Source organism: Pseudomonas kermanshahensis (assembly GCF_014269205.2).
Lineage (GTDB): Bacteria > Pseudomonadota > Gammaproteobacteria > Pseudomonadales > Pseudomonadaceae > Aquipseudomonas > Aquipseudomonas kermanshahensis.
On record NZ_JABWRY020000001.1, the window covers coordinates 5,356,171 to 5,382,444 of the forward strand.

The 26,274-nt window shown below is 61.9% G+C and carries 23 protein-coding genes; 7 read left to right on the top strand and 16 right to left on the bottom strand.

The annotated features are described in order from the left end of the window. Positions 1 to 135: 135 nt before the first annotated feature. The 4 genes from hutH to hutC all read right to left on the bottom strand — a co-directional run bounded on the left by hutH (position 136) and on the right by hutC (position 5,085). Positions 136 to 1,668: a histidine ammonia-lyase gene (hutH, locus tag HU764_RS23965; RefSeq protein WP_027592396.1), complete on the bottom strand. Its 1,533-nt coding sequence runs from the start codon at positions 1,666 to 1,668 to the stop codon at positions 136 to 138. A 69-nt stretch (positions 1,669 to 1,737) separates the two neighbouring features. Continuing rightward, positions 1,738 to 3,411 (bottom strand): urocanate hydratase, encoded by a 1,674-nt coding sequence (gene hutU, locus HU764_RS23970; protein WP_186677180.1) that lies wholly within the window; start codon positions 3,409 to 3,411, stop codon positions 1,738 to 1,740. A gap of 394 nt (positions 3,412 to 3,805) precedes the next feature. After that, positions 3,806 to 4,378, bottom strand: coding sequence for a HutD/Ves family protein (locus HU764_RS23975; RefSeq protein ID WP_186702436.1), 573 nt, complete (start codon positions 4,376 to 4,378; stop codon positions 3,806 to 3,808). Further along, positions 4,375 to 5,085: a histidine utilization repressor gene (hutC, locus tag HU764_RS23980; RefSeq protein ID WP_172960436.1), complete on the bottom strand. Its 711-nt coding sequence runs from the start codon at positions 5,083 to 5,085 to the stop codon at positions 4,375 to 4,377. The genes HU764_RS23975 and hutC overlap by 4 nt, the downstream gene beginning before the upstream one ends. Positions 5,086 to 5,228: 143 nt before the next feature. On the opposite strand from hutC, the gene HU764_RS23985 reads away from it, so the two are divergent. Then, the gene (locus tag HU764_RS23985; RefSeq protein ID WP_186677172.1) at positions 5,229 to 6,593 is read left to right on the top strand and encodes a formimidoylglutamate deiminase; all 1,365 of its coding nucleotides are present in this window, start codon (positions 5,229 to 5,231) and stop codon (positions 6,591 to 6,593) included. 48 nt (positions 6,594 to 6,641) lie between these two features. Here HU764_RS23985 and HU764_RS23990 read toward each other — a convergent pair whose 3' ends face one another. From HU764_RS23990 to HU764_RS24010, 5 genes are all read right to left on the bottom strand, one after another. Further along, positions 6,642 to 7,214, bottom strand: coding sequence for a lipocalin family protein (locus HU764_RS23990; protein ID WP_186677171.1), 573 nt, complete (start codon positions 7,212 to 7,214; stop codon positions 6,642 to 6,644). Then, positions 7,211 to 7,465, bottom strand: coding sequence for an outer membrane protein assembly factor BamE domain-containing protein (gene bamE / locus HU764_RS23995; protein ID WP_079230016.1), 255 nt, complete (start codon positions 7,463 to 7,465; stop codon positions 7,211 to 7,213). The genes HU764_RS23990 and bamE overlap by 4 nt, the downstream gene beginning before the upstream one ends. Positions 7,466 to 7,668: 203 nt before the next feature. Further along, entirely contained in the window at positions 7,669 to 8,265 is a 597-nt protein-coding gene (locus HU764_RS24000) for a DUF924 family protein (RefSeq protein WP_186677170.1), read from the bottom strand. A 3-nt stretch (positions 8,266 to 8,268) separates the two neighbouring features. After that, on the bottom strand, positions 8,269 to 9,279 hold the full coding sequence (locus tag HU764_RS24005; protein ID WP_027592388.1) for a class 1 fructose-bisphosphatase: 1,011 nt from the start codon (positions 9,277 to 9,279) through the stop codon (positions 8,269 to 8,271). Positions 9,280 to 9,546: 267 nt separating this feature from the next. Beyond that, positions 9,547 to 11,997, bottom strand: a complete 2,451-nt coding sequence (locus HU764_RS24010; RefSeq protein WP_186702437.1) for a glycogen/starch/alpha-glucan phosphorylase — start codon at positions 11,995 to 11,997, stop codon at positions 9,547 to 9,549. Positions 11,998 to 12,195: 198 nt separating this feature from the next. Here HU764_RS24010 and HU764_RS24015 point away from each other — a divergent pair, with 198 nt between their 5' ends. Continuing rightward, the gene (locus HU764_RS24015) at positions 12,196 to 12,600 is read left to right on the top strand and encodes a YkgJ family cysteine cluster protein (RefSeq protein ID WP_016712459.1); all 405 of its coding nucleotides are present in this window, start codon (positions 12,196 to 12,198) and stop codon (positions 12,598 to 12,600) included. Between the two features lie 173 nt (positions 12,601 to 12,773). Here HU764_RS24015 and HU764_RS24020 read toward each other — a convergent pair whose 3' ends face one another. The 3 genes from HU764_RS24020 to thiI form a co-directional block, all read right to left on the bottom strand. Then, positions 12,774 to 13,295, bottom strand: a complete 522-nt coding sequence (locus HU764_RS24020; protein WP_186677167.1) for a hypothetical protein — start codon at positions 13,293 to 13,295, stop codon at positions 12,774 to 12,776. Between the two features lie 245 nt (positions 13,296 to 13,540). Then, entirely contained in the window at positions 13,541 to 15,364 is a 1,824-nt protein-coding gene (gene typA / locus HU764_RS24025) for a translational GTPase TypA (RefSeq protein ID WP_027592386.1), read from the bottom strand. Between the two features lie 128 nt (positions 15,365 to 15,492). After that, positions 15,493 to 16,947, bottom strand: coding sequence for a tRNA uracil 4-sulfurtransferase ThiI (gene thiI / locus HU764_RS24030; RefSeq protein WP_027592385.1), 1,455 nt, complete (start codon positions 16,945 to 16,947; stop codon positions 15,493 to 15,495). Between the two features lie 491 nt (positions 16,948 to 17,438). Here thiI and glnA point away from each other — a divergent pair, with 491 nt between their 5' ends. The 3 genes from glnA to ntrC all read left to right on the top strand — a co-directional run bounded on the left by glnA (position 17,439) and on the right by ntrC (position 21,706). Beyond that, a complete protein-coding gene (gene glnA / locus HU764_RS24035) occupies positions 17,439 to 18,845 on the top strand; it encodes a type I glutamate--ammonia ligase (protein ID WP_008095432.1) in 1,407 nt (468 codons plus the stop codon). 342 nt (positions 18,846 to 19,187) lie between these two features. Continuing rightward, complete coding sequence (glnL, locus tag HU764_RS24040) at positions 19,188 to 20,273, top strand: nitrogen regulation protein NR(II) (RefSeq protein WP_027592384.1); 1,086 nt, start codon at positions 19,188 to 19,190, stop codon at positions 20,271 to 20,273. Next, on the top strand, positions 20,270 to 21,706 hold the full coding sequence (gene ntrC / locus HU764_RS24045; RefSeq protein ID WP_027592383.1) for a nitrogen regulation protein NR(I): 1,437 nt from the start codon (positions 20,270 to 20,272) through the stop codon (positions 21,704 to 21,706). The genes glnL and ntrC overlap by 4 nt, the downstream gene beginning before the upstream one ends. 397 nt (positions 21,707 to 22,103) lie before the next feature. Here the strand turns inward: ntrC and HU764_RS24050 are convergent, their stop codons facing one another. Next, positions 22,104 to 22,541 (bottom strand): hypothetical protein, encoded by a 438-nt coding sequence (locus tag HU764_RS24050; protein ID WP_099455579.1) that lies wholly within the window; start codon positions 22,539 to 22,541, stop codon positions 22,104 to 22,106. Here HU764_RS24050 and trmL point away from each other — a divergent pair. Continuing rightward, entirely contained in the window at positions 22,540 to 23,001 is a 462-nt protein-coding gene (gene trmL / locus HU764_RS24055; protein ID WP_099455580.1) for a tRNA (uridine(34)/cytosine(34)/5-carboxymethylaminomethyluridine(34)-2'-O)-methyltransferase TrmL, read from the top strand. The genes HU764_RS24050 and trmL overlap by 2 nt on opposite strands. Positions 23,002 to 23,155: 154 nt before the next feature. Here trmL and secB read toward each other — a convergent pair whose 3' ends face one another. Genes secB through HU764_RS24070 form a run of 3 tightly spaced genes read right to left on the bottom strand, consistent with a single transcriptional unit; the run spans position 23,156 to position 24,350 of the window. After that, positions 23,156 to 23,641 (bottom strand): protein-export chaperone SecB, encoded by a 486-nt coding sequence (gene secB / locus HU764_RS24060; RefSeq protein ID WP_027592380.1) that lies wholly within the window; start codon positions 23,639 to 23,641, stop codon positions 23,156 to 23,158. 39 nt (positions 23,642 to 23,680) lie between these two features. Continuing rightward, positions 23,681 to 23,935 (bottom strand): glutaredoxin 3, encoded by a 255-nt coding sequence (gene grxC, locus HU764_RS24065; RefSeq protein WP_003249204.1) that lies wholly within the window; start codon positions 23,933 to 23,935, stop codon positions 23,681 to 23,683. 1 nt (position 23,936) lies between these two features. Further along, positions 23,937 to 24,350: a rhodanese-like domain-containing protein gene (locus HU764_RS24070; RefSeq protein ID WP_027592379.1), complete on the bottom strand. Its 414-nt coding sequence runs from the start codon at positions 24,348 to 24,350 to the stop codon at positions 23,937 to 23,939. A gap of 206 nt (positions 24,351 to 24,556) precedes the next feature. On the opposite strand from HU764_RS24070, the gene gpmI reads away from it, so the two are divergent. Beyond that, complete coding sequence (gpmI, locus tag HU764_RS24075; protein WP_186702438.1) at positions 24,557 to 26,092, top strand: 2,3-bisphosphoglycerate-independent phosphoglycerate mutase; 1,536 nt, start codon at positions 24,557 to 24,559, stop codon at positions 26,090 to 26,092. Positions 26,093 to 26,274: the final 182 nt, after the last annotated feature.

Consider the following 26,274-nt stretch of genomic DNA (forward strand, 5'->3'; position numbering starts at 1 on the left):
TGTTTTTGTGGTCGTGAGATCGAGGGGGCTGCGTTGCAGCCCTTTCGCAGCGCAAGGCTGCTCCTACAGGGAAAGCGTTGCCGTTGTAGGAGCAGCCTTGTGCTGCGAATGGGCCGCAACGCGGCCCCAAAGGCATTACAGGCTAGGCAGAACCCCAGCCGGCAACAGCCCGGTCAGACTGCCCTTGGCCAGCAGTTCGACAGCCTTCTCGATATCCGGCGCAAAGAACCGGTCGCGGTCGTAGTGCGGCACTTCGCTGCGCAGCGCCTGACGCGCCTGCTCCAGCTTGGCGGAGGTCTTCAGCCCTTTGCGCAGGTCCAGGCCCTGGCAAGCGCCCAGCCATTCGATGGCCAGCACGCCACGGGTGTTCTCGGCCATTTCCCACAGGCGCTTGCCCGCCGCCGGGGCCATCGATACGTGGTCTTCCTGGTTGGCCGAGGTGGGCAGGCTGTCGACGCTGTGCGGGTGCGACAGCGCCTTGTTCTCGCTGGCCAGCGCAGCAGCGGTGACCTGGGCGATCATGAAGCCGGAGTTGACCCCACCGTTTTCCACCAGGAACGGCGGCAGTTGGGACATGTGTTTGTCCATCATCAGCGAAATGCGGCGCTCACTCAGCGAGCCGATTTCGGCGATGGCCAGGGCCAGGTTGTCAGCAGCCATGGCCACCGGTTCGGCGTGGAAGTTACCGCCCGAGATCACGTCACCTTCTGCAGCGAACACCAGCGGGTTGTCGGACACGGCGTTGGCTTCGATGCCCAGCACTTCGGCAGCCTGGCGCAGCTGGGTCAGGCAAGCGCCCATGACCTGTGGCTGGCAGCGCAGCGAGTACGGGTCTTGGACCTTGTCGCAGTTCTTGTGCGATTGCGAGACTTCGCTGGTTTCACCCAGCAGGTCGCGGAAGCACGCGGCGGTGTCGATCTGGCCACGCTGGCCACGCACGGCATGTACCCGTGCATCGAACGGCGAACGCGAGCCCAGCGCCGCTTCCACGGTGAGGCCACCGCAGGCAATGGCGGCGGCATACAGGTCTTCGGCGTAGAACAGCCCGCGCAAGGCGTAGGCCGAGGACGCCTGGGTGCCGTTGAGCAGGGCCAAGCCCTCTTTGGCGGCCAGGGTCAGAGGTTCCAGGCCAGCAACGGCCAGGGCTTCGGTGGCCGACAGCCACTGGCCCTTGTAGCGCGCCTTGCCTTCGCCGAGCAGCACCAGCGACATGTGCGCCAGCGGTGCCAGGTCGCCGGAAGCACCGACCGAGCCTTTGAGCGGGATGTGTGGGTAGACTTCGGCGTTGACCAAGGCGATCAGGGCATCGATCACCTTGCGGCGGATGCCGGAGAAACCACGGCTGAGGCTGTTGATCTTGAGCACCATGATCAAGCGCACCAGGTCGTCGTCCAACGGCGCGCCGATGCCGGCGGCGTGGGACAGCACCAGCGAGCGCTGCAGGTTTTCCAGGTCATGGCTGGCAATGCGGGTCGAGGCCAGCAGGCCGAAACCGGTGTTGATGCCGTAGGCGGTGCGGTCTTCGGCAAGAATCTGTTCGACGCAGGCAACGCTGTCGTTGATCGGCTGGTCGGCGCTGGCATCCAGGCGCAGGCGCACGGGTGCGGCGTGGATCGCGCGCAGCTGGGCCAGGGTCAGGGTGCCAGGCTTGAGGGTCAGTTCGGTCACTTCGCTACTCCATTCTGTCGGGGCCCGCAGGCCCCTTCTTGTTGTTCAGTATCTCTCAAAGTGCAGCGATCAGCCCGTGATCATTGGCAGGTCGAGGCCTTGCTCTTTGGCGCAATCGACGGCGATGTCGTAGCCGGCATCGGCATGGCGCATAACGCCGGTGCCTGGGTCGTTGGTCAGCACGCGGGCGATGCGCTCGGCGGCTTCATCGGTACCGTCGCAGACGATGACCATGCCGGAGTGCTGCGAGAAGCCCATGCCTACGCCGCCGCCGTGGTGCAGCGACACCCAGGTGGCGCCGCTGGCGGTGTTGAGCAGGGCATTGAGCAACGGCCAGTCGGAGACGGCGTCGGAGCCGTCACGCATGGCTTCGGTTTCGCGGTTGGGGCTCGATACCGAACCGGAGTCCAGGTGGTCGCGGCCAATCACGATCGGCGCCGACAGCTCGCCGCTGCGGACCATTTCGTTGAACGCCAGGCCCAGCTTGGCGCGCAGGCCCAGGCCGACCCAGCAGATACGCGCTGGCAGGCCTTGGAAGCTGATGCGCTCGCGGGCCATGTCCAGCCAGCGGTGCAGGTGGGCGTCGTCGGGGATCAGTTCTTTGACCTTGGCGTCGGTCTTGTAGATGTCATCGGCTTCGCCAGACAGCGCGGCCCAGCGGAACGGGCCTACGCCGCGGCAGAACAGCGGGCGAATGTAGGCCGGTACGAAGCCTGGGAAATCAAAGGCGTTGGCCACGCCCTCTTCCTTGGCCATCTGGCGAATGTTGTTGCCGTAGTCGAAGGTCGGGATGCCCTGCTTCTGGAAATCGAGCATGGCCTGTACGTGCACAGCCATGGACTGCTTGGCAGCCTTGACCACCGCAGCCGGTTCGGTCTGCGCGCGGTCGCGGTACTGCTCCCAGGTCCAGCCGGCCGGCAGGTAGCCGTTGAGCGGGTCGTGGGCGCTGGTCTGGTCGGTGACCATGTCCGGGCGCACGCCACGCTTGACCAGCTCAGGCAGGATTTCAGCGGCGTTACCGTGCAAGGCGATAGAGATGGCCTTGCCTTCGGCGGTGTACTTGGCGATGCGTGCCAGGGCGTCGTCGAGGTCGGTGGCCTGCTCGTCGACGTAGCGGGTTTCCAGACGGAAATCGATACGGCTCTGCTGGCATTCGATGTTCAACGAGCACGCGCCGGCCAGGGTCGCGGCCAGTGGCTGGGCGCCGCCCATGCCGCCGAGGCCTGCGGTCAGTACCCACTTGCCTTTCAGGCTGCCACCGTAGTGCTGGCGGCCGGCCTCGACGAAGGTTTCGTAGGTGCCCTGGACGATGCCCTGGCTGCCGATGTAGATCCAGCTGCCGGCGGTCATCTGGCCGTACATGGCCAGGCCCTTGGCATCCAGTTCGTTGAAGTGTTCCCAGTTAGCCCAGTGCGGCACCAGGTTGGAGTTGGCGATCAGTACGCGGGGGGCGTTGCTGTGGGTCTTGAACACGCCGACCGGCTTGCCCGACTGCACCAGCAGGGTTTCGTCGTCTTCCAGGCGGGTCAGGGTCTCGACGATCTTGTCGTAGCAGGCCCAGTTGCGGGCAGCGCGACCAATACCACCGTAGACCACCAGTTCTTTCGGGTTTTCGGCGACCTGCGGATCGAGGTTGTTCATCAGCATGCGCAGTGGCGCTTCGGTCAGCCAGCTTTTGGCGGTCAGCTTGTTGCCACGTGGGGCACGGATTTCAACGTCACGGTATTTGTTGTTGTCGGTCACGGGAAGGGTCCTCTGCGGTCGTCCGCGGGCAGGTGTGTCGTGGTCAATATACAAACACACCTTTACTTGTATGTACAAGCATGGACAACCAAAATATTTGGACCTGTTCGCTCCTGGCTTGAGTTGTGCGGTGGTGCATAGACCGAGCGCCGCCCGCGCGGCGCATCGCGAGCAACGCTCGCTCCTACGTTTGTTTCGGGCCAATTATTCCTGGGGCAAACGCGCGCGACCGCCTTGTTTGTTCGACGCGATATCGCGCCATGCGCAAAGGCGATCGCGTGCGTCTGTTACAGGTGTTACTGGCCAAAAACAAACGTAGGAGCGAGCGTTGCTCGCGATGCGCCGCGCGGGCGGCGCTCGATCTCACAGGCGCCAAAAATCTACTGGCGAGCCCTCAGCGCGCTGTCAGCTCTATCAGGCAAAAACGCCCCTGAACCTCCAGCCCCAGCAACTCATCGTTACCCTCAAGCCGCAGGCAGTCATACAACCCCAGCCGCTGCATCTCACGCCCCGCCATTGCCACTTCGACCTGGCTACTGGACGCAAACAACAACAGCGTCGACGCCGAGCTGAACAGCCGGTGGGTACCATCGAGCCACTGCAACCGCGCCCGATACCGCTGCGGCGAATAGATCAGGTTGAAATCACGAATCGCCCCACCTAGCAGCTTGCAACTGACCTGGCTTTCGCCAGCAAACGCAAAGGCATCGAACGGCAACAGCGGCCGACTGGCCTGGCCATCGACCAACAGGCGCATGCCATCACCCTCCAGCACGGTGATGATCCGCTGGTAACCGGTGAACGACGAGAACCCGCCTGACTCTTCGATATCGGCAATCGACAGACGCCAGCCGAACCCATCGAGGCCCTCGCCACTGTCGCGGGTGATTTCCTCGGTAAAGCCACCGCCGTTCTTCCACGGCATGCGCGGGTACCCCTGCGCACGCAACACCTGCATCTGGCTCATTTGCTGAAACGTCCTTCAAGGCGATGACGGGAACCGGGGTGGATCAACCGCGCAGCGGTGACCGGCTGGCGACCGGACCAGGTGCGGCGGCGAATCAGCAGGCATGGCTCGCCCCGCTCGATCTGCAGCAACTGGCACTCGTGCGGCTCGGCTAGGATCGCCTCGACCACGTGCTCACCCTCGGTCAACGGGGCGACTTGGGACAAGTAGGCGTAAGGCGTCTGCCGGGTGAAATCCTGCTTGAGGTAATCAGGGGCGATCGCTGCGTTGACGTAGCGGTCCTCGATTTGCACCGGGATGCCATTTTCGTAGTGCACGATCAGCGAATGGAACACCCGCTGGCCTTCGCGCATGTCCAGCGCCAGTGCGCGCTCGGAGCCGGCCGCTTCTTCGGTAAGGGTGATCACCTGGCAGCTATGCTGGTGGCCACGCCCGGCAATTTCGTCGGCGATGTTGTTGACCTCGAACAGCGCCGAGCGGCTCTTGGGCTCGGCGACGAACGTGCCGACCCCTTGCATGCGCACCAGCAAACCTTCGGCCGTGAGCTCACGCAGGGCGCGGTTGATGGTCATGCGGCTGAAGCCCAATTGGCTGACCAGTTCGCTTTCCGAAGGGACCCGGTGATGAGGCGGCCAGCTGCCGTTGTCGATGTGCTGGATGATCATCTGTTTGACCCGCGCGTACAGCGGCGCCGGGCCCTCGCCCATCTGGGCAACCAGCGCGGAGACAGGAGGTGTCGGCACGGCGTTGGATCCTTGTGCGATTGAATGAGCGGTAGCTTGCCGCAGTTTACCCGGCAGGCAAACGCCTGTATATGTATATACAAGTTAACAATAACAGGATTTCACCGATGTCCGCCTACTTCGCCGAACGTGCCCTGCTGCCCAATGGGTGGGCCAGCAATGTCCGAATCGAGGTCGCCAGCGATGGCAACGTGGCCCGTATCGAGCCCGATGCTTCGGCCGAAGGCGCCGAACGGCTGGCCGGCCCGCTGCTGCCGGGCATGCCCAACCTGCATTCCCATGCGTTTCAACGTGCCATGGCAGGGCTGGCGGAAGTGGCGGGCAACCCCAACGACAGCTTCTGGACCTGGCGTGACCTGATGTACCGCCTGGTGGGCCAGATCACCCCGGAGCAACTGCAGGTCATCGCCCGCCAGCTGTATATCGAGATGCTCAAGGCCGGCTACACCTCGGTGGCCGAATTCCATTACGTGCACCACGACCAGGCTGGCAAGGCCTACGCTGACCCTGCCGAACTGTCCCGGCGCATCAGCGCGGCGGCAGCCAGCAGCGGCATTGGCCTGACCCTGCTGCCGGTGCTCTACAGCCACGCCGGTTTCGGCGGCCAGGCTCCGAACGAAGGGCAACGGCGGTTCATCAACTCCACCGAGCAGTACCTGCGCCTGCAGGCACTACTCGCCCCCCTGCTGGCCGCGCAGCCCGCACAGCAACTGGGCCTGTGCTTCCACTCGCTACGGGCGGTCACGCCAGGGCAGATCGCCCATGTGCTGGAGGCTGGCAGCCCGCACAGCCCGGTGCATATCCACATTGCCGAACAACAGAAGGAAGTCGACGACTGCCTGGCCTGGAGCGGCCGCCGCCCGCTGCAGTGGCTGTACGAACATGTCGACGTGAACGCGCGCTGGTGCCTGGTGCATGCCACCCATGCCGAAGCCGATGAAGTTACCGCCATGGCCCGCAGTGGCGCCGTGGCAGGCCTGTGCCTGACCACCGAGGCCAACCTGGGCGACGGTATCTTCCCGGCGGTGGAGTACCTGGCACAAGGTGGGCGCATGGGCATTGGCTCGGACAGCCATGTGTCGCTCAGCGTGGTGGAGGAGCTGCGGTGGCTGGAGTATGGCCAGCGGCTACGCGATCAACGGCGCAACCGGTTGTACCGCAGCGACCAACCGATGGTCGGCCGCACGCTGTATGACGCGGCCTTGAGCGGCGGTGCCCAGGCACTTGGGCAAGCGGTCGGCCAGTTGGCAGTGGGCAAGCGAGCCGATTGGCTGGTGCTCGACGGGCAGGACCCGTACATCGCTACGGCAAAGGACGATGCGATTCTCAACCGCTGGCTGTTCGCGGGCGGCGATCGCCAGGTGCGCGATGTGATGGTCAACGGGCAATGGGTAGTGCGCCAGGGGCGCCATGCGCAGGAAGAGGAAAGCGCGCGAGCGTTCGTCGAGGTTTTGCGTCAACTGCTCAATTGAGGGTAGGCGCAGCCTTGTGCTGCGCCTAACCACACAGCGTGAATGGCATCAATGAGACTTGACGATCTGCTGGTCAGCCGTGCGCCAGATCAGCCGGCTGGTGTCATACCCCTGCTGCCGTGCCTTGGCCAGCAAGCTTTCGCGCTGCCAGGCTGGCAGGCTCGGTGTACGGGACAGGATCCACAGGTATTTGCGGTCCGGGCTGCCGACGATCGCCGTGTGGTAGCGGTCGTCCACGTACAGAATCCAGTACTCGCCTCTCGCCACACCCGGCACCAGGCGCGTGAACCAGTTATCGAACTCGACCCACAGCTTGTCGGTATGCCCCGGCTCCTGGATGTTGGCATGCCCCTCGGCGCGCAGCCATTCGTCACCGATCGTGCGGCAACGATTGAGCACGCCAAACGTGCCGTCCTGCTTCAGGTTGTAATGCGCCTCGGACTGCTCGCAGCCCTCCTGGTAACGCATCGGCAGGCGCGCCAGCTCGTACCATTTGCCCTGGTAGCGCTTGAGGTCGACATTGCCGGCGGTTTTCGGCGCCAGCGGGTCATGTGCAGATGTGGCGCAGCCGCCCAGCAGCATCACCAGGCATAACCCCAGCAGCAGGTGGACACGCCTCATTTGAGGCCCTGCCCTGAATACATCAGTACCTTGTCGGCCGCGTATTGCACGCTGATAAAGCTCTTCTCGTCCCCCCAGGTACAGCTGCTCATGCCCAGTGCGCCAGAGCACTCGGTGGGCGTGCCGAGCAGTTGCTCGACCTCGGCCTTGTTCATACCGGCCTTGAGCTTGGAATAGTTTTCCTGGTTGATCTTGCTGCACGCGGTCAGAACGACGCACAGGGACAACAGGGCGAGGGAACGCAACGACATGAAGGACACTCCTGAACAGGGGATACAGGCGAGTGGCCTGCAGTGACCTTCGACGGGAAAATCCCTCCCTGGTTCCCTGCCCTCCCCCCTTTTCACCTACACCATTGGTCGGCTGGCCAACGGCAGGCACAAAAAAACCGCGCCTGCAGATGCAGGCGCGGTTTTTGTGTCGCGACAGGCCTGCGCAGCAGGCCCAGTGGCAATCAGAACCTGGAGCCAGGCTCCAGCAAAAAGTCCATCTCTTCACTGGTGCTCGGCCGCTCCAGCATCAGGTTGCGGTGCGGGAAACGCCCGAACCGGGCAATCACCCGCTGGTGCTGCTCGGCGTAGTCGAGGAACCCCTCGAACAACCGGCGATTGGCCTCCGGTTGCTCGTCCAGCAGCACCTGGTAACGCTCGACGCACAGGTTTTGCCAGTCCAGCACCTCGGCATGCTCCAGCACCAACAGCACGAACACCCGCTGGATCGGCAGCAACTGGTAATCCCAGGCTTTTTGCAGGCCCTGCATGGCCACCACCTGGGCACGCCGGTCGCCTTCGAAGGCGCGCGGCGTGTCGCGGTAGATCATGCGTGGCAGCTGGTCCAGCAGGATCAGCAGGCCGAGCCAGCCTTGCGGGCTCTGCTGCCACTCATCGAGCCCGCCCGCCAGGGCGTGCTCGACCAAGTCGCCAAACAGCGCCTGGGCCTCGGCATCGTGATGCTTGCCGAACCACAGCGTGCTCTTCTCGTCAGCCACGGCCTGGGGACTGGTGCCCCAACCGAACCACCACTCCAGCAACGGCTGCCAAGGTGCGAGCATGACTTACTCCTTGTGATACGCGGTGACGCGCTCGACCTCTTCCTTCGAGCCGAGGATGACCGACACGCGCTGGTGCAGGCTCTCTGGCTTGATGTCGAGGATACGATCGTAACCATTGGTGGATGCGCCGCCCGCCTGCTCGATGATGAACGACATCGGGTTGGCTTCGTACATCAGGCGCAGCTTGCCCGGCTTGCTCGGGTCGCGAGCGTCACGCGGGTACATGAACAGACCGCCACGGGTCAGGATGCGGTGCACGTCGGCGACCATCGAGGCGATCCAACGCATGTTGTAGTTCTTTTTCAGCGGACCGGTTTCACCGGCCAGCAGTTCGTCCACGTAACGCTGTACCGGGGCTTCCCAGTGGCGCTGGTTGGACATGTTGATGGCGAATTCGGCGGTGGTGGCCGGTACCTGGATGTTTTCGTGGGTCAGGACGAAGCTGCCCAGTTCGCGGTCCAGGGTGAAGCCTTTGACGCCATTGCCCAGGGTCAGGATCAGCATGGTCTGCGGGCCGTAGATGGCATAACCGGCAGCAACCTGCTCGGTGCCTGGCTGCAGGAACGCTTCTTCGTTGAGGCTTTCGTTCTGGCTCAGGTACTGATTAGGGCAACGCAGTACCGAGAAGATGGTGCCGACCGAAACGTTGACGTCGATGTTCGACGAGCCGTCCAGCGGGTCGAAGACCAGCAGGTAGGCGCCTTTGGGGTATTTGCCCGGGATCTGGTAGGCGTTGTCCATTTCTTCGGACGCCATGCCGGCCAGGTGGCCGCCCCACTCGTTGGCCTCCAGCAGGATGTCGTTGGAGATAACGTCCAGCTTCTTCTGTACTTCGCCTTGCACGTTTTCGGTGCCCATGCTGCCCAGTACGCCGCCCAGGGCGCCTTTGGACACGTGGTGGCTGATCTCTTTGCACGCGCGCGCCACCACTTCGATCAGGAAGCGCAGATCGGCAGGGGTATTGTTGCTGCGGGTCTGCTCAATCAGATAGCGACTCAGGGTAACGCGGGACATGTATGGCTCCGAAATGGAAAGGGGGAGAAAAACCCCCGCAGTTTACAGGGAGAGTGCGATGCTAGCGAGTGATGAGACTCGCCTGGGCTGTCTGACGGCACAATAGGTCGGTAGTTCAGCCTTTGCCAGGCCGGCTGTCGACTGGGGCCGCGGTGCGCCCCATTCGCGGGCAAGCCCGCCCCTACAGGTTTTGCGCAGCCTTCAAGGCAACGCAGATCCTGTGGGAGCGGGCTTGCCCCGCGAATGGGCCGCACCGCGGCCCCCTGCTCAATCCAGTGCCTTCCAGATCTCCCCCGCATACTCCCGAATGGTCCGGTCCGACGAGAACCAGCCCATCTTTGCCGTGTTCAGCACCGCCATCCGCCACCATTCCTGCGGCGTATGCCACAGCTCCTCGACCCGCCGCTGAGCATCCCAGTAGGCATCGAAATCGGCGCACACCAGGAAGCGGTCATACGCCACCAGCCCATCGATCAACCCGGTATAGCGCGAGGGATCATCCGGCGAGAACACCCCGCTGCGAATCGACTGAAGCACATCGTTCAAGCGACTTGACTCGGCAATCGCCACACTGGCGCCAAAATCCCCCGCTCGCCGCCGCGCCTCGACCTGCTGCGCCGTCAGGCCAAAGATGAACATGTTGTCGGCCCCCACGTGCTCGCACATCTCGACGTTGGCGCCGTCCAGTGTGCCAATGGTCAGCGCGCCATTGAGGCCGAACTTCATATTGCTGGTACCCGATGCTTCATAGCCGGCCGTGGAGATCTGCTCGGAAAGGTCCGCCGCCGGGATGATGCTTTCGGCCAGGCTGACGTTGTAGTTGGGCAGGAACACCACCTTGAGCAGGCCGCGCACGGTCGGGTCGTTGTTCACCACCCGAGCGATGTCGTTGGCCAATTTGATGATCAGCTTGGCCTGGTGATAGCTGGCCGCAGCCTTGCCGGAGAAAATCTTCACCCTCGGCACCCAGTTGGTGCCCGGGTCGTTGCGTATGGCCTGGTACAAGGCCACGGTGTGCAACAGGTTGAGCAGTTGGCGCTTGTATTCGTGGATGCGCTTGACCTGCACATCGAACAACGCCTCCGGGTTGACCGTCACGCCGATACGGTCCTGGATGATGCTGGCCAGGGCGCGCTTGCTGTGCAGGCGCTGGGCGGCGAATTGCTTGCGGAAGCTGCTCTTGTCGGCAAACGGCACCAGGTTGGCGAGCAACCCTTCCGGGTCATCCTTGAGCTCCGGGCCCAGCGCCTCAACCAGCATTTCGGTCAACTGCGGGTTGGACTGGTACAGCCAGCGCCGGAACGTGATGCCGTTGGTCTTGTTGTTGATCCGCTGCGGGTAGAGCTTGTGCAGCTCGGCGAACACCGTGCTCTTCATCAACTTACTGTGCAGTGCCGACACGCCGTTGACGCTGTGCGACCCCAGAAACGCCAGGTTGCCCATGCGGACCCGGCGGCCGTTTTCTTCCTCGATCAACGACACCGCCCGCAGCACGTCGAAGTCATGCAGACCTTTCGCGCGCAGGGCGTCGATATGGTAAGCGTTGATCAGGTAGATGATCTGCATGTGCCGCGGCAGCATGCGCTCCATCAGCGCCACCGGCCAGGTTTCCAGCGCCTCGGGCAGCAGGGTGTGGTTGGTGTAGGCCAGGGTGCCGACGGTCAGCTCCCAGGCCTTTTCCCACGGGATTTCATGCTGGTCGACCAGCAGGCGCATCAACTCGGCCACGGCAATCGACGGGTGCGTGTCGTTGAGCTGGATGGCCGCCGCATCGGGCAGGTTGAGCAAGTCCTTGTGCATGTTCAGGTGGCGTCGCAGCAGGTCCTGCAGCGAGGCCGAAACGAAGAAGTATTCTTGGCGCAGGCGCAGTTCCTGCCCAGCCTCGGTGCTGTCGGCCGGGTAGAGAACGCGTGAGATGCTCTCGGCACGGGCCACTTCGGCGACCGCGCCCAGATGGTCACCGGCGTTGAAGCGCTCCAGGTGCAGCTCTTCCAGCGCCCGGGCACGCCACAGGCGCAAGGTGTTGACGCTGGCGCCACGCCAGCCGACCACCGGCGTGTCATAGGCCACCGCGCGCACCGTCTCGCCAGGCCACCAGACTTGCCGTTGCTGGCCGTGGGTGTCTTGCACCGTTTCGACGCTGCCGCCGAAACTGATCGGGTAGATTACCTCGGCGCGCTCGAACTCCCAGGGGTTGCCAAAGTCCAGCCAGTTTTCGGTCTGCTCCTGCTGCCAGCCATCGACCACCGCCTGGCGAAACAGGCCGTGCTCGTAGCGGATGCCGTAGCCGTGGGCGGCGATACCCAGGGTCGACATGCTTTCCATGAAACAAGCGGCGAGCCGCCCCAGGCCACCGTTGCCCAGCGCCGCATCCGGCTCGAGCAGGCGGATACGCTCCAGGTCGACATTCAGGCCATCAAGGGCTTCACGGGCGATGTCCAGCAAGCCCAGGTTGCTCAGGCTGTCGTACAGCAGCCGCCCGATGAGAAACTCCAGAGAAAGGTAATACACCCGCTTTTGACTGCGCCGGTAGGCCTGACGGGTGTGGTCCATCCAGTGATCGACCATGTGATCACGCGCGGCCAGGGCAATGGCTTCGAACCAGTCATGGTCGAAGGCATGCTCGGGGTCCTTGCCGACCGCGTAGGTCAGCTTATCCAGTACAGCGGCGCGAAAATCGGCCACCTCGGCGTCACGTGCTTTGGGTTCCTGGGACATGCGGCATCCTCGGGCAAGTTGACGAATACGGAGGGAGAGTGAAGAGACTAGACCCTTCGACAGGGACTTACCGTTCCTGTTCGCAGTTTTCATGCCTGAACACTGAATCAACACCGTGAATCGGGCAAAAGGTTGTTCACAAATTGAACAACTCCGGTATCATCGCGCGCCCCAAGCCCGTGATTCACCCCCATAACGATGAAAACGACCCTGATCGCCGCCGCCGAAGTCGACCGCCTGGAGACTTGGCAGCGCTATGCCAGCCACATGTGCGGTGGCTGCCACTCGACCTGTTGCACCCTGCCGGTGGAGGTGAAGATCAAGGATCTGATCCGCATTGGCGTGGTAGACGAGTTCGAAAAAGACGAACCGCCCAAAAACGTGGCCAAACGCCTGCAGAAGGAAGGCATCATCGAACGCTTCAACCAGAAGTCAGGCATTTTCACCCTGACCCGGATGAGCAACGATGACTGCATGTACCTGGATCGTAAGAGCCGGCTGTGCACCATTTATGACAAGCGCCCGGACACCTGCCGCAACCACCCCAAGGTTGGGCCGCGGCCGGGGTACTGCGCCTATAAGCCTAAAGTGGTTGGGCGTTGACGATCCATCAGAGACCCAATAGACTTTCAACCGTCTTGATGTACACGGAGCTTCCCTCGGGAAGTGTCTAGACGCCGCCACCTGGTTCCGGCCGTGCCGGTTGATGGGATAAGTCCCTAAGGGCATCCGCGATACGACCCCCTTAATTGGGGGTTTCGTATTTCTGCAGCCAGCTAACGCTGCACTGGCCGTCGAATCGGCTCATTTCTCAGCTTCTTCATGATCAACAGCCAGCCCTTTATCTTTTCATGCCGTTTCAGGCGAAGCGGACGATGAGAGGGATGATCAACGTCTCGCACGTAGGCACTTTCAACATATACCTTCAGGCTCCGGGCTGATTCACGACGCAGACTGAAATAGACCTCATAGCGGCTTCCTTCTGGATAGCCAAATTGATGCCCTTCCATGGTCAGCCAGTTGCTATGCCCCGTAAACAGACACTGCCTATCCGCCAGTGATGCCATGATGGTCGGCAGTTGGACGGACAGCCTGTATCGCCCAGCGCAAAACGCCCGGCATATCCCCCTGTGATCTATCAGCAAATGCTCGAGGCCTAGAGCCTCGAAATTCAATTCAGCACCTTGCTTCGGCCCGTAACTGACACAGTGGCTTGAATACTCTATTACCAGCGCCACTTCTTGCGGTTCCTGAGTGGAATGGGCTGGGATAACTACTTGATGCAAGCCGGGACGCAAGTGGAGCAAGCTCCAGGACACTCCCGCAACATCAATATGGCCACGCGCCAAATGCTCCTTCCACCCCCTGCCCTTCATCTTCGGCTCCCTGATTTTTACAAGCAGGCAGCGTACTGGGGCTGTGGTGCATTGCCAAAAACTGCTTAGTTAGCAATTACTTCCGTTGCAACATGGGGCAATAAACGCTCAAACAAAAACGCCCCCGGCCTTTCGACCGGGGGCGTTTTCATTCAGCCACAGCTAAATCAGCTGTTCTTGGCTTTCTTGGCAGCGCGGGTACGCTCGCTTTCGTCCAGGATCTTCTTGCGAAGACGGATGGACTTCGGCGTGACTTCGCACAGCTCGTCTTCCTGGATGTATTCCAGAGCCTGTTCCAGGGTGAAGCGAACAGGCGGAACCAGGGCGATGACTTCGTCTTTACCCGAAGCACGCATGTTGTCGAGCTTCTTGCCCTTGGTAGGGTTGACGCCCAGGTCGTTGTCGCGGCTGTTCTGGCCGATGATCTGACCGTTGTAGATCTCTTGACCGTGCTCGACAAACAGCTTGCCACGCGCCTGGAGGGTTTCCAGCGAGTAGGTCAGCGCCTTGCCGGTTTCGACCGAAACCAGTACGCCGTTCTGACGGCCGGACATGTGGCCGGACTTCACGGTGTCGTAGCGATCGAAGATCGAGGTCAGGATGCCTGCACCGTTGGTCAGGGTCAGGAACTGGTTACGGAAACCGATCAGACCACGCGCCGGGATGTTGTATTCCAGGCGTACACGGCCCTTGCCATCCGGGACCATGTTGGTCAGGTCGCCTTTACGCAGACCCATCTCTTCCATGACCTTGCCCTGGGCTTCTTCAGGGATGTCGATGGTGACGTTTTCGAACGGTTCCTGCTTCACGCCGTCCACTTCGCGGATGATCACTTCTGGGCGGCCCAGGGCCAGCTCGAAGCCTTCGCGACGCATGGTTTCGATCAGTACCGAGAGGTGCAGCTCACCACGGCCCGAGACCTTGAACTTGTCTGGGGAGTCGGTTTCTTCAACGCGCAGGGCAACGTTGTACAGCAGCTCTTTGTCCAGACGGTCCTTGATGTTACGGCTGGTGACGAACTTGCCTTCCTTGCCGCAGAACGGCGAGTCGTTGACCTGGAAGGTCATCGAAACGGTAGGCTCGTCAACGGTCAGCGGCTTCATCGCCTCAACGGCAGTCGGGTCGCACAGGGTGTCGGAGATGAACAGCTCGTCGAAACCGCTGATGCAGACGATGTCGCCAGCTTGGGCTTCTTCGACATCGACGCGGTGCAGGCCGTGGTGGCCCATCAGCTTGAGGATACGGCCGTTACGCTTCTTGCCGTCAGCGTCGATGGCAACAACCGGGGTGTTCGGCTTGATGCGACCACGGGCAATACGGCCAACACCGATAACACCCAGGAAGCTGTTGTAGTCCAGAGCGGAGATCTGCATCTGGAACGGGCCGTCACGGTCAACAGCTGGCGCTGGAACGTGGTCGATGACAGCCTGGTACAGGGCAGTCATGTCTTCGCCCATTTCGGTGTGGTCCAGACCGGCGATGCCGTTCAGGGCCGAGGCGTAGACGACTTTGAAGTCCAGCTGTTCGTCGGTGGCACCGAGGTTGTCGAACAGGTCGAAGATCTGGTCCAGAACCCAGTCAGGACGCGCGCCCGGGCGGTCAACCTTGTTGATGACAACGATTGGCTTCAGGCCAGCTTCGAAGGCCTTTTTGGTCACGAAGCGGGTTTGCGGCATCGGGCCGTCTTGAGCGTCGACCAGCAGCAGCACGGAGTCGACCATCGACATTACACGCTCAACCTCGCCACCGAAGTCGGCGTGGCCGGGGGTGTCGACGATGTTGATGTGGTAGCCGTTCCAGTTGATGGCGGTGTTTTTCGCCAGAATGGTAATACCGCGCTCTTTTTCCTGGTCGTTGGAGTCCATGACGCGCTCGTCGTTGAGCTCGTTACGCTCCAGAGTGCCGGACTGACGCAGGAGTTTGTCGACCAACGTGGTTTTACCATGGTCAACGTGGGCGATGATGGCGATGTTACGCAGATTTTCGATCACAAGTGTATCTCGATCAGAGGATTCGGTTGCCGCCTAGTCTAGGCGACCAATATGTAAGGTATAAGGCTCAGCAGGCCCGGTGGTCGGGAGGGCGATGGCGGATGCTGCCGCCATACAGCCCTGGCGTCTTATGCCGGACGATAAACACGCACATTGGCATGTCCCTCACTGAGCAGGTGGTGTGCGTGCAGTCGGCTCATCACACCCTTGTCGCAATACAGCAGGTACTGGCGTGTTTCATCCAGCTGCTTGAAGCGACTATTAATTGCATAAAATGGCATCACCTGGACTTCGATGCCCTCGATCACCAGGGGTTCGTCTTCCTGGGCATCGGGGTGACGGATGTCGATGACGATCTGGCCAGGCAGCGCTTCGCGCACTTCTTCCACCTCGACGTCCTTGCCCAACTCGTCGATCACGTGGTCGATCGAGATGAACTTGGCGCGTTCGAGGGCGCGCTCCAGCACGGCCATGTCGAATTGCTTCTCTTCATGCTCCATGCGGTGACGCTTGGCGTGGGTGGTCGGGTTTACCGAGATTACGCCGCAGTATTCAGGCATGTGCTTGGCGAAGTCGGCGGTGCCGATTTCGGTGGCCTGGTCGATGATGTCCTGCTTGTGGCTGGCCAGCAGCGGGCGCAGCACCAGCTTGTCGGTCGCCGAGTCGATGATCGACAGGTTCGGCAGGGTCTGGCTGGAGACCTGGGAAATTGCCTCGCCGGTGACCAGCGCGTCGATCTGCAGGCGGTCGGCCATATGGGCGGCGCCGCGCAACATCATGCGCTTGAGGGTCACGCCCATGTAGCTGTTGTCGACCTTGTTGAGGATCTCGCCGACCACTTCTTCGAACGGCACGCTGATGAACAGCACGCGCTGGCTGCTGCCGTACTTTTTCCACAGGTAGTGGGCAACTTCCATCACCCCCAGTTCGTGGGCACGCCCGCCGAGGTTGAAGAAGCAGAAGTGGGTCATCAGGCCACGGCGCATCATCTGGTAGGCCGCCACGGTGGAGTCGAAGCCACCGGACATCAGTACCAGGGTTTGCTCCAGGGCGCCCAGCGGATAGCCGCCGATGCCCTGGTGCTGGTTGTGGATCACGTACAGGCGCTGGTTGCGAATTTCGATGCGTACCAGGACTTCCGGGTTCTTCAGCTCGATGCCGGCGGCGCCGCACTGCTGACGCAGTTGGCTGCCGACGTAGCGGTCGACGTCCATCGACGTGAAGTCGTGGTGGCCGCCGCGCTTGCAGCGCACGGCGAAATGCTTGCCCGCCAGCAGGTGACCGAAGTGCTGCTTGCACTTCTCGACGATGTCGTCGAAGTCGCCGAGCGGGTATTCCTCGACCTGCAGGAAGTGGGTGATACCCGGCGTGCAGGTGAGGCGCTCGATCATCTCGCGCTGGACCTTCTCGTCTTCGACGCGGGTGACCACTTCGAGATTGTCCCAAACACCATCGACCGCGAGCTCAGGATCCAAATCCTTGAGCACGTTGCGGATGTTCTTGCCGAGCTGACGGATGAAGCGCTTGCGCACCGGCCGGCTCTTGATGGTGATTTCTGGGAAGACTTTGACGATAAGTTTCATTGGTTAACAGCGCGCGCAGGGCCTGCCGAAAATGAGGGGCGCGAATTATATCGGAAATTGCTCAGGATTTGACCAACTTTTGATCAGAAGCTTTGAGATAAATGCAAGGCCGGGGTTTTGGGGTGCCTGTTCCGGCCCTTTCGCGGGTAAACCCGCTCCTACAGAGGATTGCACAATCTTCGAAATCCCTGCGGTCCCTGTGGGAGCGGGTTCACCCGCGAAGAGGCCCTCAAAGAAAGCACAACACTGAACACGCGCACACTATTGGTGCACTGATACCAAGAACCGCATCTTAAGGGTGCACTTTTCCTCGCTACCCTGTCGCCAGATGCCCGCAAACGCCCTCTTTTATCCCGCCCTCGCCATTTTCGGGCACTGGCATGCAATTTGCTCCCTTGTGAGGCAGGTAAGCTTGGCCGACTATCCGCGCCCGGCAACACCCTTTTTCCAGGGCAGCGGCCCACCGCGCTCTAGACCATCCGGAGGACAACATGTCGAAGTCGGTTCAACTCATCAAAGATCATGACGTCAAGTGGATTGATCTGCGTTTCACGGACACCAAAGGCATTCAGCACCACGTGACCATGCCGGCGCGTGATGGCCTGGACGAAGATTTCTTCGAAGTCGGCAAGATGTTCGACGGTTCCTCCATCGCTGGCTGGAAAGGCATCGAAGCCTCCGACATGATCCTGATGCCGGTCGATGACACCGCCGTGCTGGACCCGTTCACCGAAGAGCCGACCCTGATCATCACCTGCGACATCGTCGACCCGTCGAGCATGCAGGGCTACGATCGCGACCCACGCGGCATCGCCAAGCGCGCCGAAGAGTACCTGAAGAGCACCGGCATCGGTGACACTGTATTCGCCGGCCCAGAGCCTGAGTTCTTCATCTTCGACGAAGTGAAGTTCCAGTCGGACATCTCCGGCTCGATGTTCAAGATCTTCTCCGAGCAAGGCTCGTGGATGACTGGCGCTGACGTAGAAGGCGGCAACAAAGGCCACCGTCCTGGCGTCAAAGGCGGCTACTTCCCTGTTCCGCCGTTCGACCACGACCACGAAATCCGTACTGCCATGTGCAACGCACTGGAAGAAATGGGTCAGACCGTTGAAGTTCACCACCACGAAGTGGCGACTGCCGGCCAGAACGAAATCGGCGTCAAGTTCAACACCCTGGTGAAGAAAGCTGACGAAGTACAGGCCCTGAAGTACGTCGTGCACAACGTTGCCGACGCCTACGGCCGTACCGCCACCTTCATGCCGAAGCCACTGTACGGCGACAACGGCTCGGGCATGCACGTGCACATGTCGATCTGGAAAGACGGCAAGAACACCTTCTCGGGTGAAGGCTATGCCGGCCTGTCCGACACCGCCCTGTACTTCATCGGCGGTATCATCAAGCACGGTAAGGCCCTGAACGGCTTCACCAACCCGTCGACCAACTCCTACAAGCGTCTGGTCCCAGGCTTCGAAGCCCCGGTGATGCTGGCCTACTCGGCGCGCAACCGTTCCGCCTCGATCCGTATTCCGTACGTCGGCAGCCCGAAAGCCCGCCGTATCGAAGCGCGCTTCCCGGACCCATCGGCCAACCCGTACCTGGCCTTCGCGGCCCTGCTGATGGCTGGCCTGGACGGCATCCAGAACAAGATCCACCCAGGCGATGCTGCCGACAAGAACCTGTACGACCTGCCGCCTGAAGAGGCGAAAGACATCCCGCAGGTCTGCGGCAGCCTGAAAGAGGCCCTGGAAGAGCTGGATAAAGGCCGTGCGTTCCTGACCAAGGGCGGCGTGTTCTCCGACGACTTCATCGATGCCTTCATCGAGCTGAAGAGCGAAGAAGAGATCAAAGTCCGTACCTTCGTGCACCCGCTGGAATACGAGCTGTACTACAGCTGCTGATCTGATCGGCGCCTGGCGCCGATGACGTGATCAAGACGGCCTCCTTCGGGAGGCCGTTTTTGTTTCTGCCCACGCAGAACCCTCGCCACTCCCGCTATGCTCTATCTTGGTGCACAACTGCCAGTCGTGCCCTTATATGCTCCCCAATCTGGGTCAAGTGAAACGTTTCATCCAGAGTTTCTGATCCGAAACTGCGCAGATACAGGCCTTTATGGGCAAATCTCGCTTCTTTTCGGAGCTTTGGTTTGTTTCTTGCATTTTCTTGGTATCAGCGGATCCACAGCGCGCCCAGCTCTGGCCACCTAGTGCCAGGCAAGCGCCAAAAGAGGTCAACGACGCCTTATGACCATCAGCGATGCACAGCACCGTCTGCTTCTGGACAACCTGACCACCGCCACGCTCCTGCTGAACGCCGAGCTGCGCCTGGAATACATGAACCCGGCGGCAGAAATGCTGTTGGCCGTCAGTGGCCAGCGCAGCCATGGGCAGTTCATCAGCGAGCTGTTCACCGAGTCGACCGAAGCGCTCAGCTCGCTGCGCCAGGCGGTGGAGCAGGCGCACCCGTTCACCAAGCGCGAGGCGCAGCTGACCTCGCTGACCGGGCAGACCATCACCGTCGACTACGCTGTCACGCCGATTCTGCACCAGGGCCAGACCCTGCTGCTGCTCGAGGTGCACCCGCGCGATCGGCTGCTGCGCATCACCAAGGAAGAAGCCCAGCTGAGCAAGCAGGAAACCACCAAGATGCTGGTGCGTGGCCTGGCCCACGAGATCAAGAACCCGCTCGGAGGCATCCGCGGCGCGGCGCAGCTGTTGGCCCGCGAGCTGCCTGAAGAAGGCCTGCGCGACTACACCAACGTGATCATCGAAGAGGCCGACCGCCTGCGCAACCTGGTCGACCGCATGCTGGGCTCGAACAAACTGCCCTCGCTGGCCATGACCAATATCCACGAAGTGCTGGAACGGGTCTGCAGCCTGGTGGACGCCGAAAGCCAGGGCTGCATCACGTTGGTGCGCGACTACGACCCAAGCCTGCCGGATGTGCTGATCGACCGTGAGCAGATGATCCAGGCGGTGCTGAACATCGTGCGCAACGCCATGCAGGCGATCAGCTCGCAGAACGAACTGCGCCTGGGCCGCATCACCCTGCGCAGCCGTGCGCTGCGCCAGTTCACCATTGGCCATGTGCGCCACCGGCTGGTGGCACGCGTCGAGATCATCGACAACGGCCCGGGCATCCCGTCGGAACTGCAAGACACCCTTTTCTATCCCATGGTCAGCGGGCGCCCAGACGGTACCGGGCTGGGCCTGGCCATCACCCAGAACATCATCAGCCAGCACCAGGGCCTGATCGAGTGTGAAAGCCACGCGGGCCATACCGCCTTCTCGATTTACCTGCCTCTGGAACAAGGAGCCACCGCCTCATGAGCCGAAGTGAAACCGTATGGATCGTCGACGATGATCGCTCCATCCGCTGGGTCCTGGAAAAAGCCCTGCAACAGGAAGGCATGACCACCCAGAGCTTCGACAGCGCTGATGGCGTGATGGGCCGCCTGGCCCGCCAGCAACCGGATGTAATCATTTCCGACATCCGCATGCCGGGCACCAGCGGCCTTGACCTGCTGGCCCAGATCCGCGAGCAGCACCCGCGCCTGCCGGTCATCATCATGACCGCTCACTCCGACCTCGACAGTGCCGTGGCGTCCTACCAGGGCGGCGCCTTCGAGTACCTGCCCAAGCCGTTCGACGTGGACGAGGCAGTGTCGCTGGTCAAGCGCGCCAACCAGCATGCCCAGGAGCAGCAAGGCCTCGATGTGCCACAAGCTTTGGCCCGCACGCCAGAGATCATCGGCGAAGCGCCGGCGATGCAGGAGGTGTTCCGCGCCATCGGTCGCCTGAGCCACTCCAACATCACGGTACTGATCAACGGTGAGTCCGGCACCGGCAAAGAGCTGGTGGCGCATGCGTTGCACCGCCACAGCCCGCGTGCGGCGTCACCGTTCATTGCCCTGAACATGGCAGCCATCCCCAAGGACCTGATGGAGTCCGAGCTGTTCGGCCACGAGAAAGGCGCCTTTACCGGTGCGGCCAACCTGCGCCGCGGCCGCTTCGAGCAGGCCGATGGCGGTACGTTGTTCCTCGACGAGATCGGCGACATGCCCGCCGACACCCAAACCCGCCTGCTGCGGGTGCTGGCCGATGGCGAGTTCTACCGGGTGGGTGGCCACGTGCCGGTCAAGGTGGATGTGCGCATCATTGCCGCCACCCACCAGAACCTGGAGTCGTTGGTGCAGGCTGGCAAGTTCCGCGAGGACTTGTTCCACCGGCTCAATGTGATCCGCATCCACATTCCGCGCCTGGCCGACCGCCGCGAAGATATCCCTGCGCTCGCCCGCCACTTCCTCGCCCGCGCCGCGCAGGAGCTGGCGGTGGAGCCAAAACTGCTGAAGCCGGAAACCGAAGAGTTCATCCGCAACCTGCCGTGGCCGGGCAACGTGCGGCAGATGGAAAACACCTGCCGCTGGATCACCGTGATGGCGTCCAGCCGTGAAGTGCTGATCGGTGACTTGCCTCCCGAGTTGCTGAACCTGCCGCAGGACGCCGCCCCCGTGACCAACTGGGAACAGGCGCTGCGCCAGTGGGCGGACCAGGCGCTGGCCCGTGGTCAATCGAACCTGCTCGACAGTGCGGTGCCCAGTTTCGAACGGATCATGATCGAGACCGCCCTCAAGCACACGGCCGGGCGGCGTCGGGATGCGGCGTTGTTACTGGGCTGGGGGCGCAATACCTTGACGCGCAAGATCAAGGAGCTGGGGATGAATGTCGCCGGCGGCGATGAGGATGACAGCGAAGACCATTGAGGCACACACAGGTCATTGAATACTGGGGCTGCTTTGCAGCCCTTTCGCGGCACAAGGCCGCTCCTACAGGTCCGCGCTTACCTTGAATCCAGCGCGGGCCTGTAGGAGCGGCCTTGTGCCGCGAAAGGGCCGCAAAGCGGCCCCAATCATTTCAGCCGCATGCACCGATCCTGTGCCCTCTGCACCGCACGAAGGCACAAAAACCCTCAAAACCTGGCAAGAAAGCCCTGAAAGCCAATGTTTCCGGGTTTTGCAAAACTGGCACGCCCCCTGCAATAAGTCCTGTATCTCCAGTTTCGGGGTCCTCGGTACAGGCAGGCCGGGAAAACCCCTCTTTTATTTGCAATAGCGCAAGTTTTGGGGACCCTGGTACAGGCAGGCCGGGACATCCCCTCTTTTATTCGTGCAGCCTCACCTGCACACGCCAACGCCCAGCGTCCTCTGCACCGGCCCACTCGCCGTGCAGAGGGCGCGCGGCCACCACCGTCAGCAACAGCCCTTCCTCGCTTTTCTGCACACGCCAGCCCACCGGTTTACCCTGCAGGCTCAATTGCCCCCGCTGGGCCTTGCCCTGGGCCTCGAACAGCAGGGCAACCGTGCCCTCGACGTTCTCGCCATGCAGCTTCGGCTCTTCGTTGAACCACAGGTCGAGCCCGTCCTGAACCACCTCGACCTGCTCCAGCACCCGCTCATCGGGGGTGGTCAGGCGGCCGATCATCAAGCCCACCATCAGGCCGACAATGGCCAGCGATAGCATCACCCGTGGGAAGGCCTTCGAACGCAGGTCCGGTTCAGGGGTAGAATGCTCGTCATCTTCACGCCTGGAGCCGTGCATGTTTCACGTCATCCTTTTTCAACCAGAAATTCCGCCGAATACCGGCAACATCATTCGCCTCTGCGCCAACAGCGGTTGCCACCTGCACCTGATCGAGCCCATCAGCTTCGAACTGGATGACAAGCGCCTGCGCAGGGCGGGGCTGGACTACCACGAGTATGCCACGCTCAAGCGCCACGAGAGCCTGGCCGGATGCCTGGAAAGCCTGGGTAACCCACGGCTGTTCGCCTTCACCACCAAGGGCTCGCACCCCTTCCACGAAGTAGCTTACCAGCCGGGCGACGCCTTCCTGTTTGGCCCCGAAAGCCGCGGCTTGCCAGCCGACGTGCTGGACAGCCTGCCGGCCGAGCAGCGCTTGCGCCTGCCGATGCGGCCGGGGTGCCGCAGCCTGAACCTGTCCAATACCGTGGCGGTGACGGTGTATGAGGCCTGGCGGCAGAATGGGTTTGCCGGAAGCTGATGCATTGGCAGGAACGGCCTCTTCGCGGGGCAAGCCCGCTCCCACAATGGTTTGGCGTACGCATTTCAATGTGGGAGCGGGCTTGCCCCGCGCAGAGGCCAGAACAGGCAATAAAAAAGCGCCCCGAGAGGCGCCTTTCTGAAACCGGCAGCTCTTACTGAACGGTCGGCGTCTCGCCCGCTTCCTGCATACGCTGCAGCTCTTGCGCGTACAGGGCGTCGAAGTTGACCGGCGACAGCATCAGCGCTGGGAACGAACCGCGGGTCACCAGGCTGTCCAGAGTCTCACGGGCGTACGGGAACAGGATGTTCGGGCAGAACGCGCCGAGGGTGTGGCTCATCGACGAAGCGTCGAGGTTGGCGATCAGGAAGATGCCGGCCTGCTGCACTTCAGCGATGAAGGCCACTTCGTCACCGTTCTTGACGGTCACCGACAGGGTCAGCACCACTTCATGGAAGTCGCCTTCCAGGGCTTTCTGCTTGGTGTTCAGGTCCAGGGCAACGCTCGGCTCCCACTGCTGGCGGAAGATCTGCGGGCTTTTCGGGGCCTCGAACGACAGGTCACGCACGTAGATGCGCTGCAGGGAGAACTGAGGGCTGTTGTCTTCGGCAGCTGCGCCGTTGGTCTGTTGGTCAGTCATGGCAGATCCTTATCCTAATGTTTTTGAATGCAGTGCAAATCAGGCCGCCAGCAGCGCGTCGAGCTTGCCGGCGCGCTCCAGGGCATAGAGGTCATCGCATCCACCGACATGGGTGCTGCCGATCCAGATCTGTGGCACCGACGTACGGCCGGCCTTCTGGCTCATTTCGGCGCGAACCTGCGGTTTGCCGTCGACCTTGATTTCCTCGAACGCAACGCCCTTGCTCTCGAGCAGGTATTTGGCGCGCATGCAGTAGGGGCAGTAGTCGCTGGAATAAACGATGACGGGCTTCATATCACTTCACCAGGGGCAGGTTATCGGCTTTCCAGCTGGAAACGCCACCGCTCAGCTTGGCGGCGTTGTAACCAGCTTTGAGCAGCTCGCGGCAGAGCGTGCCGGACTGCTGGCCCATCGCATCGACGATGATCAGGGTCTTTTCTTTGTGCTTTTCCAGCTCGGCCATACGGCTGACCAGCTTGTCCTGCGGGATGTTCACGGCACCCACGATGTGGCCCGCGGAGTATTCCTTGGCGGTACGGATGTCGATGACCAGGGCCTTGTCAGCGTTGACCAGGGCAGTCAACTGGCCATTGCTCAGGCTCTGGCCGCCACGGCGGACTTCATTGATGAGCAGCAGGACCAGCAGAACAACGAAGATCGCAACCAGGATGTAGTGATCTGTCGCGAATTGAATCAGGTGAGCAACCATCAGCGGTGTTCCAGGCGATTGAAAATGCCGGCCAGTATACACAGCCCCCCATGACCACCAAAGCCCGACTGGCCGGCCAGAAAAGCAGCTTTGCCCTGGCGCGGTGGCTGCGCCGGTCGGGGGATGGGACGAATATTCGCCGTTGATGGCGCATTTGCCCTAAAATGCGTGTCTTTATCATCTTTGAACAACCGTGAGTTTGATTGATGACGAGTACGCCCAAACCCCTGGTCCTGATCATCCTGGATGGCTTCGGCCACAGCGAAAGCCCCGAATACAACGCCATCTATGCCGCCAACACACCGGTCTATGACCGCCTGCGCGCCAGTCAGCCGCATGGCTTGATCTCCGGTTCAGGCATGGATGTCGGCCTGCCAGACGGGCAGATGGGCAACTCCGAAGTCGGCCACATGAACCTCGGTGCCGGCCGCGTCGTCTACCAGGACTTCACCCGGGTCACCAAGGCTATTCGTGATGGCGAGTTCTTCAGCAACCCGGTGCTCACCGGCGCGGTAGACAAGGCTGTCGGTGCCGGCAAGGCCGTGCACATCCTCGGTTTGCTGTCCGACGGCGGCGTGCACAGCCACCAGGACCACCTGATCGCCATGGCCGAACTGGCCGCACAGCGTGGCGCCGAAAAAATCTACCTGCACGCCTTCCTCGACGGCCGCGACACGCCGCCACGCAGCGCCGAGTCGTCCATCGAGTTGCTCGACCAGACCTTCGCCAAGCTGGGCAAGGGCCGCATCGCCAGCCTCATCGGCCGCTACTTCGCCATGGACCGCGACAACCGTTGGGACCGCGTTGCCGCGGCCTACAACCTGATCGTCGACAGCGTTGCCGACTACACCGCAGACACCGCCCTGGCCGGCCTTGAAGCCGCCTACGCCCGTGAAGAAAACGACGAGTTCGTCAAAGCCACGCGCATTGGCGAGGCCGTCAAGGTTGAAGACGGCGACGCAGTGATCTTCATGAACTTCCGCGCCGACCGCGCCCGCGAACTGTCGCGTGCCTTCGTCGAGCCGGACTTCAACGAATTCCCGCGTGCGCGCCTGCCGAAGATGGCGGCTTACATCGGCCTGACCCAGTATTCGGCAAAAATCCCGGCGCCAGCAGCCTTTGCACCGTCCAGCCTGGACAACGTGCTGGGCGAATACCTGGCCAAGAACGGCAAGACCCAGCTGCGCATCGCCGAGACCGAAAAGTACGCGCACGTCACGTTCTTTTTCTCGGGCGGCCGTGAAGAGCCGTTCGAAGGCGAAGAGCGCATCCTGATCCCGTCGCCGAAGGTCGCCACCTACGACCTGCAACCGGAAATGAACGCGCCGGAAGTCACCGACCGCATCGTCGAAGCCATCGAGCAACAGCGTTTCGACGTGATCATCGTCAACTACGCCAACGGCGACATGGTCGGCCACACGGGTGTATTCGAGGCTGCAGTCAAGGCCGTCGAAGCGCTGGATACCTGTGTCGGGCGTATCGTCGAGGCGCTGGATAAAGTCGACGGTGAAGCGCTGATCACCGCCGACCACGGCAACGTCGAGCAAATGGAAGACGCCTGCACCGGCCAAGCGCACACCGCGCACACCACCGAGCCAGTGCCGTTCATCTATGTGGGCAAGCGCAAGGTCAAGGTCCGCGAAGGCGGCGTGCTGGCCGACGTGGCGCCGACCATGCTGAAATTGCTGGGGATGGAAAAGCCTGTGGAAATGACCGGGACGTCGATCCTGATCGACGCCTGATCGGTGTAGGGGGCCGCTTTGCGGCCCATCCGCGGGGCAAGCCCGCTCCCACAGGGGCGGTACTGTTTCAACAGCAGCAACTCTCCTGTGGGAGCGGGCTTGCCCCGCGAATGGGCTGCGAAGCAGACCCCTGACACATGAATTCCAGACAAACGCCTCGCCGCATCTGCCGCGAGGCGTTT

Coding starts and splice junctions, on each gene's coding strand:
- thiI (WP_027592385.1), bottom strand. CDS start 16,947: ATGAAACTTATCGTCAAAGTCTTCCCAGAAATCACCATCAAGAGCCGG.
- HU764_RS24070 (WP_027592379.1), bottom strand. CDS start 24,350: ATGGTTGCTCACCTGATTCAATTCGCGACAGATCACTACATCCTGGTT.
- trmL (WP_099455580.1), top strand. CDS start 22,540: ATGTTTCACGTCATCCTTTTTCAACCAGAAATTCCGCCGAATACCGGC.
- ntrC (WP_027592383.1), top strand. CDS start 20,270: ATGAGCCGAAGTGAAACCGTATGGATCGTCGACGATGATCGCTCCATC.
- HU764_RS23975 (WP_186702436.1), bottom strand. CDS start 4,378: ATGAGCCAGATGCAGGTGTTGCGTGCGCAGGGGTACCCGCGCATGCCG.
- HU764_RS24000 (WP_186677170.1), bottom strand. CDS start 8,265: ATGCTCGCACCTTGGCAGCCGTTGCTGGAGTGGTGGTTCGGTTGGGGC.
- HU764_RS23990 (WP_186677171.1), bottom strand. CDS start 7,214: ATGAGGCGTGTCCACCTGCTGCTGGGGTTATGCCTGGTGATGCTGCTG.
- secB (WP_027592380.1), bottom strand. CDS start 23,641: ATGACTGACCAACAGACCAACGGCGCAGCTGCCGAAGACAACAGCCCT.
- gpmI (WP_186702438.1), top strand. CDS start 24,557: ATGACGAGTACGCCCAAACCCCTGGTCCTGATCATCCTGGATGGCTTC.
- bamE (WP_079230016.1), bottom strand. CDS start 7,465: ATGTCGTTGCGTTCCCTCGCCCTGTTGTCCCTGTGCGTCGTTCTGACC.
- HU764_RS24050 (WP_099455579.1), bottom strand. CDS start 22,541: ATGCACGGCTCCAGGCGTGAAGATGACGAGCATTCTACCCCTGAACCG.
- HU764_RS23985 (WP_186677172.1), top strand. CDS start 5,229: ATGTCCGCCTACTTCGCCGAACGTGCCCTGCTGCCCAATGGGTGGGCC.
- hutC (WP_172960436.1), bottom strand. CDS start 5,085: ATGGGCGAGGGCCCGGCGCCGCTGTACGCGCGGGTCAAACAGATGATC.
- glnA (WP_008095432.1), top strand. CDS start 17,439: ATGTCGAAGTCGGTTCAACTCATCAAAGATCATGACGTCAAGTGGATT.
- HU764_RS24010 (WP_186702437.1), bottom strand. CDS start 11,997: ATGTCCCAGGAACCCAAAGCACGTGACGCCGAGGTGGCCGATTTTCGC.
- HU764_RS24015 (WP_016712459.1), top strand. CDS start 12,196: ATGAAAACGACCCTGATCGCCGCCGCCGAAGTCGACCGCCTGGAGACT.
- HU764_RS24005 (WP_027592388.1), bottom strand. CDS start 9,279: ATGTCCCGCGTTACCCTGAGTCGCTATCTGATTGAGCAGACCCGCAGC.
- glnL (WP_027592384.1), top strand. CDS start 19,188: ATGACCATCAGCGATGCACAGCACCGTCTGCTTCTGGACAACCTGACC.
- grxC (WP_003249204.1), bottom strand. CDS start 23,935: ATGAAGCCCGTCATCGTTTATTCCAGCGACTACTGCCCCTACTGCATG.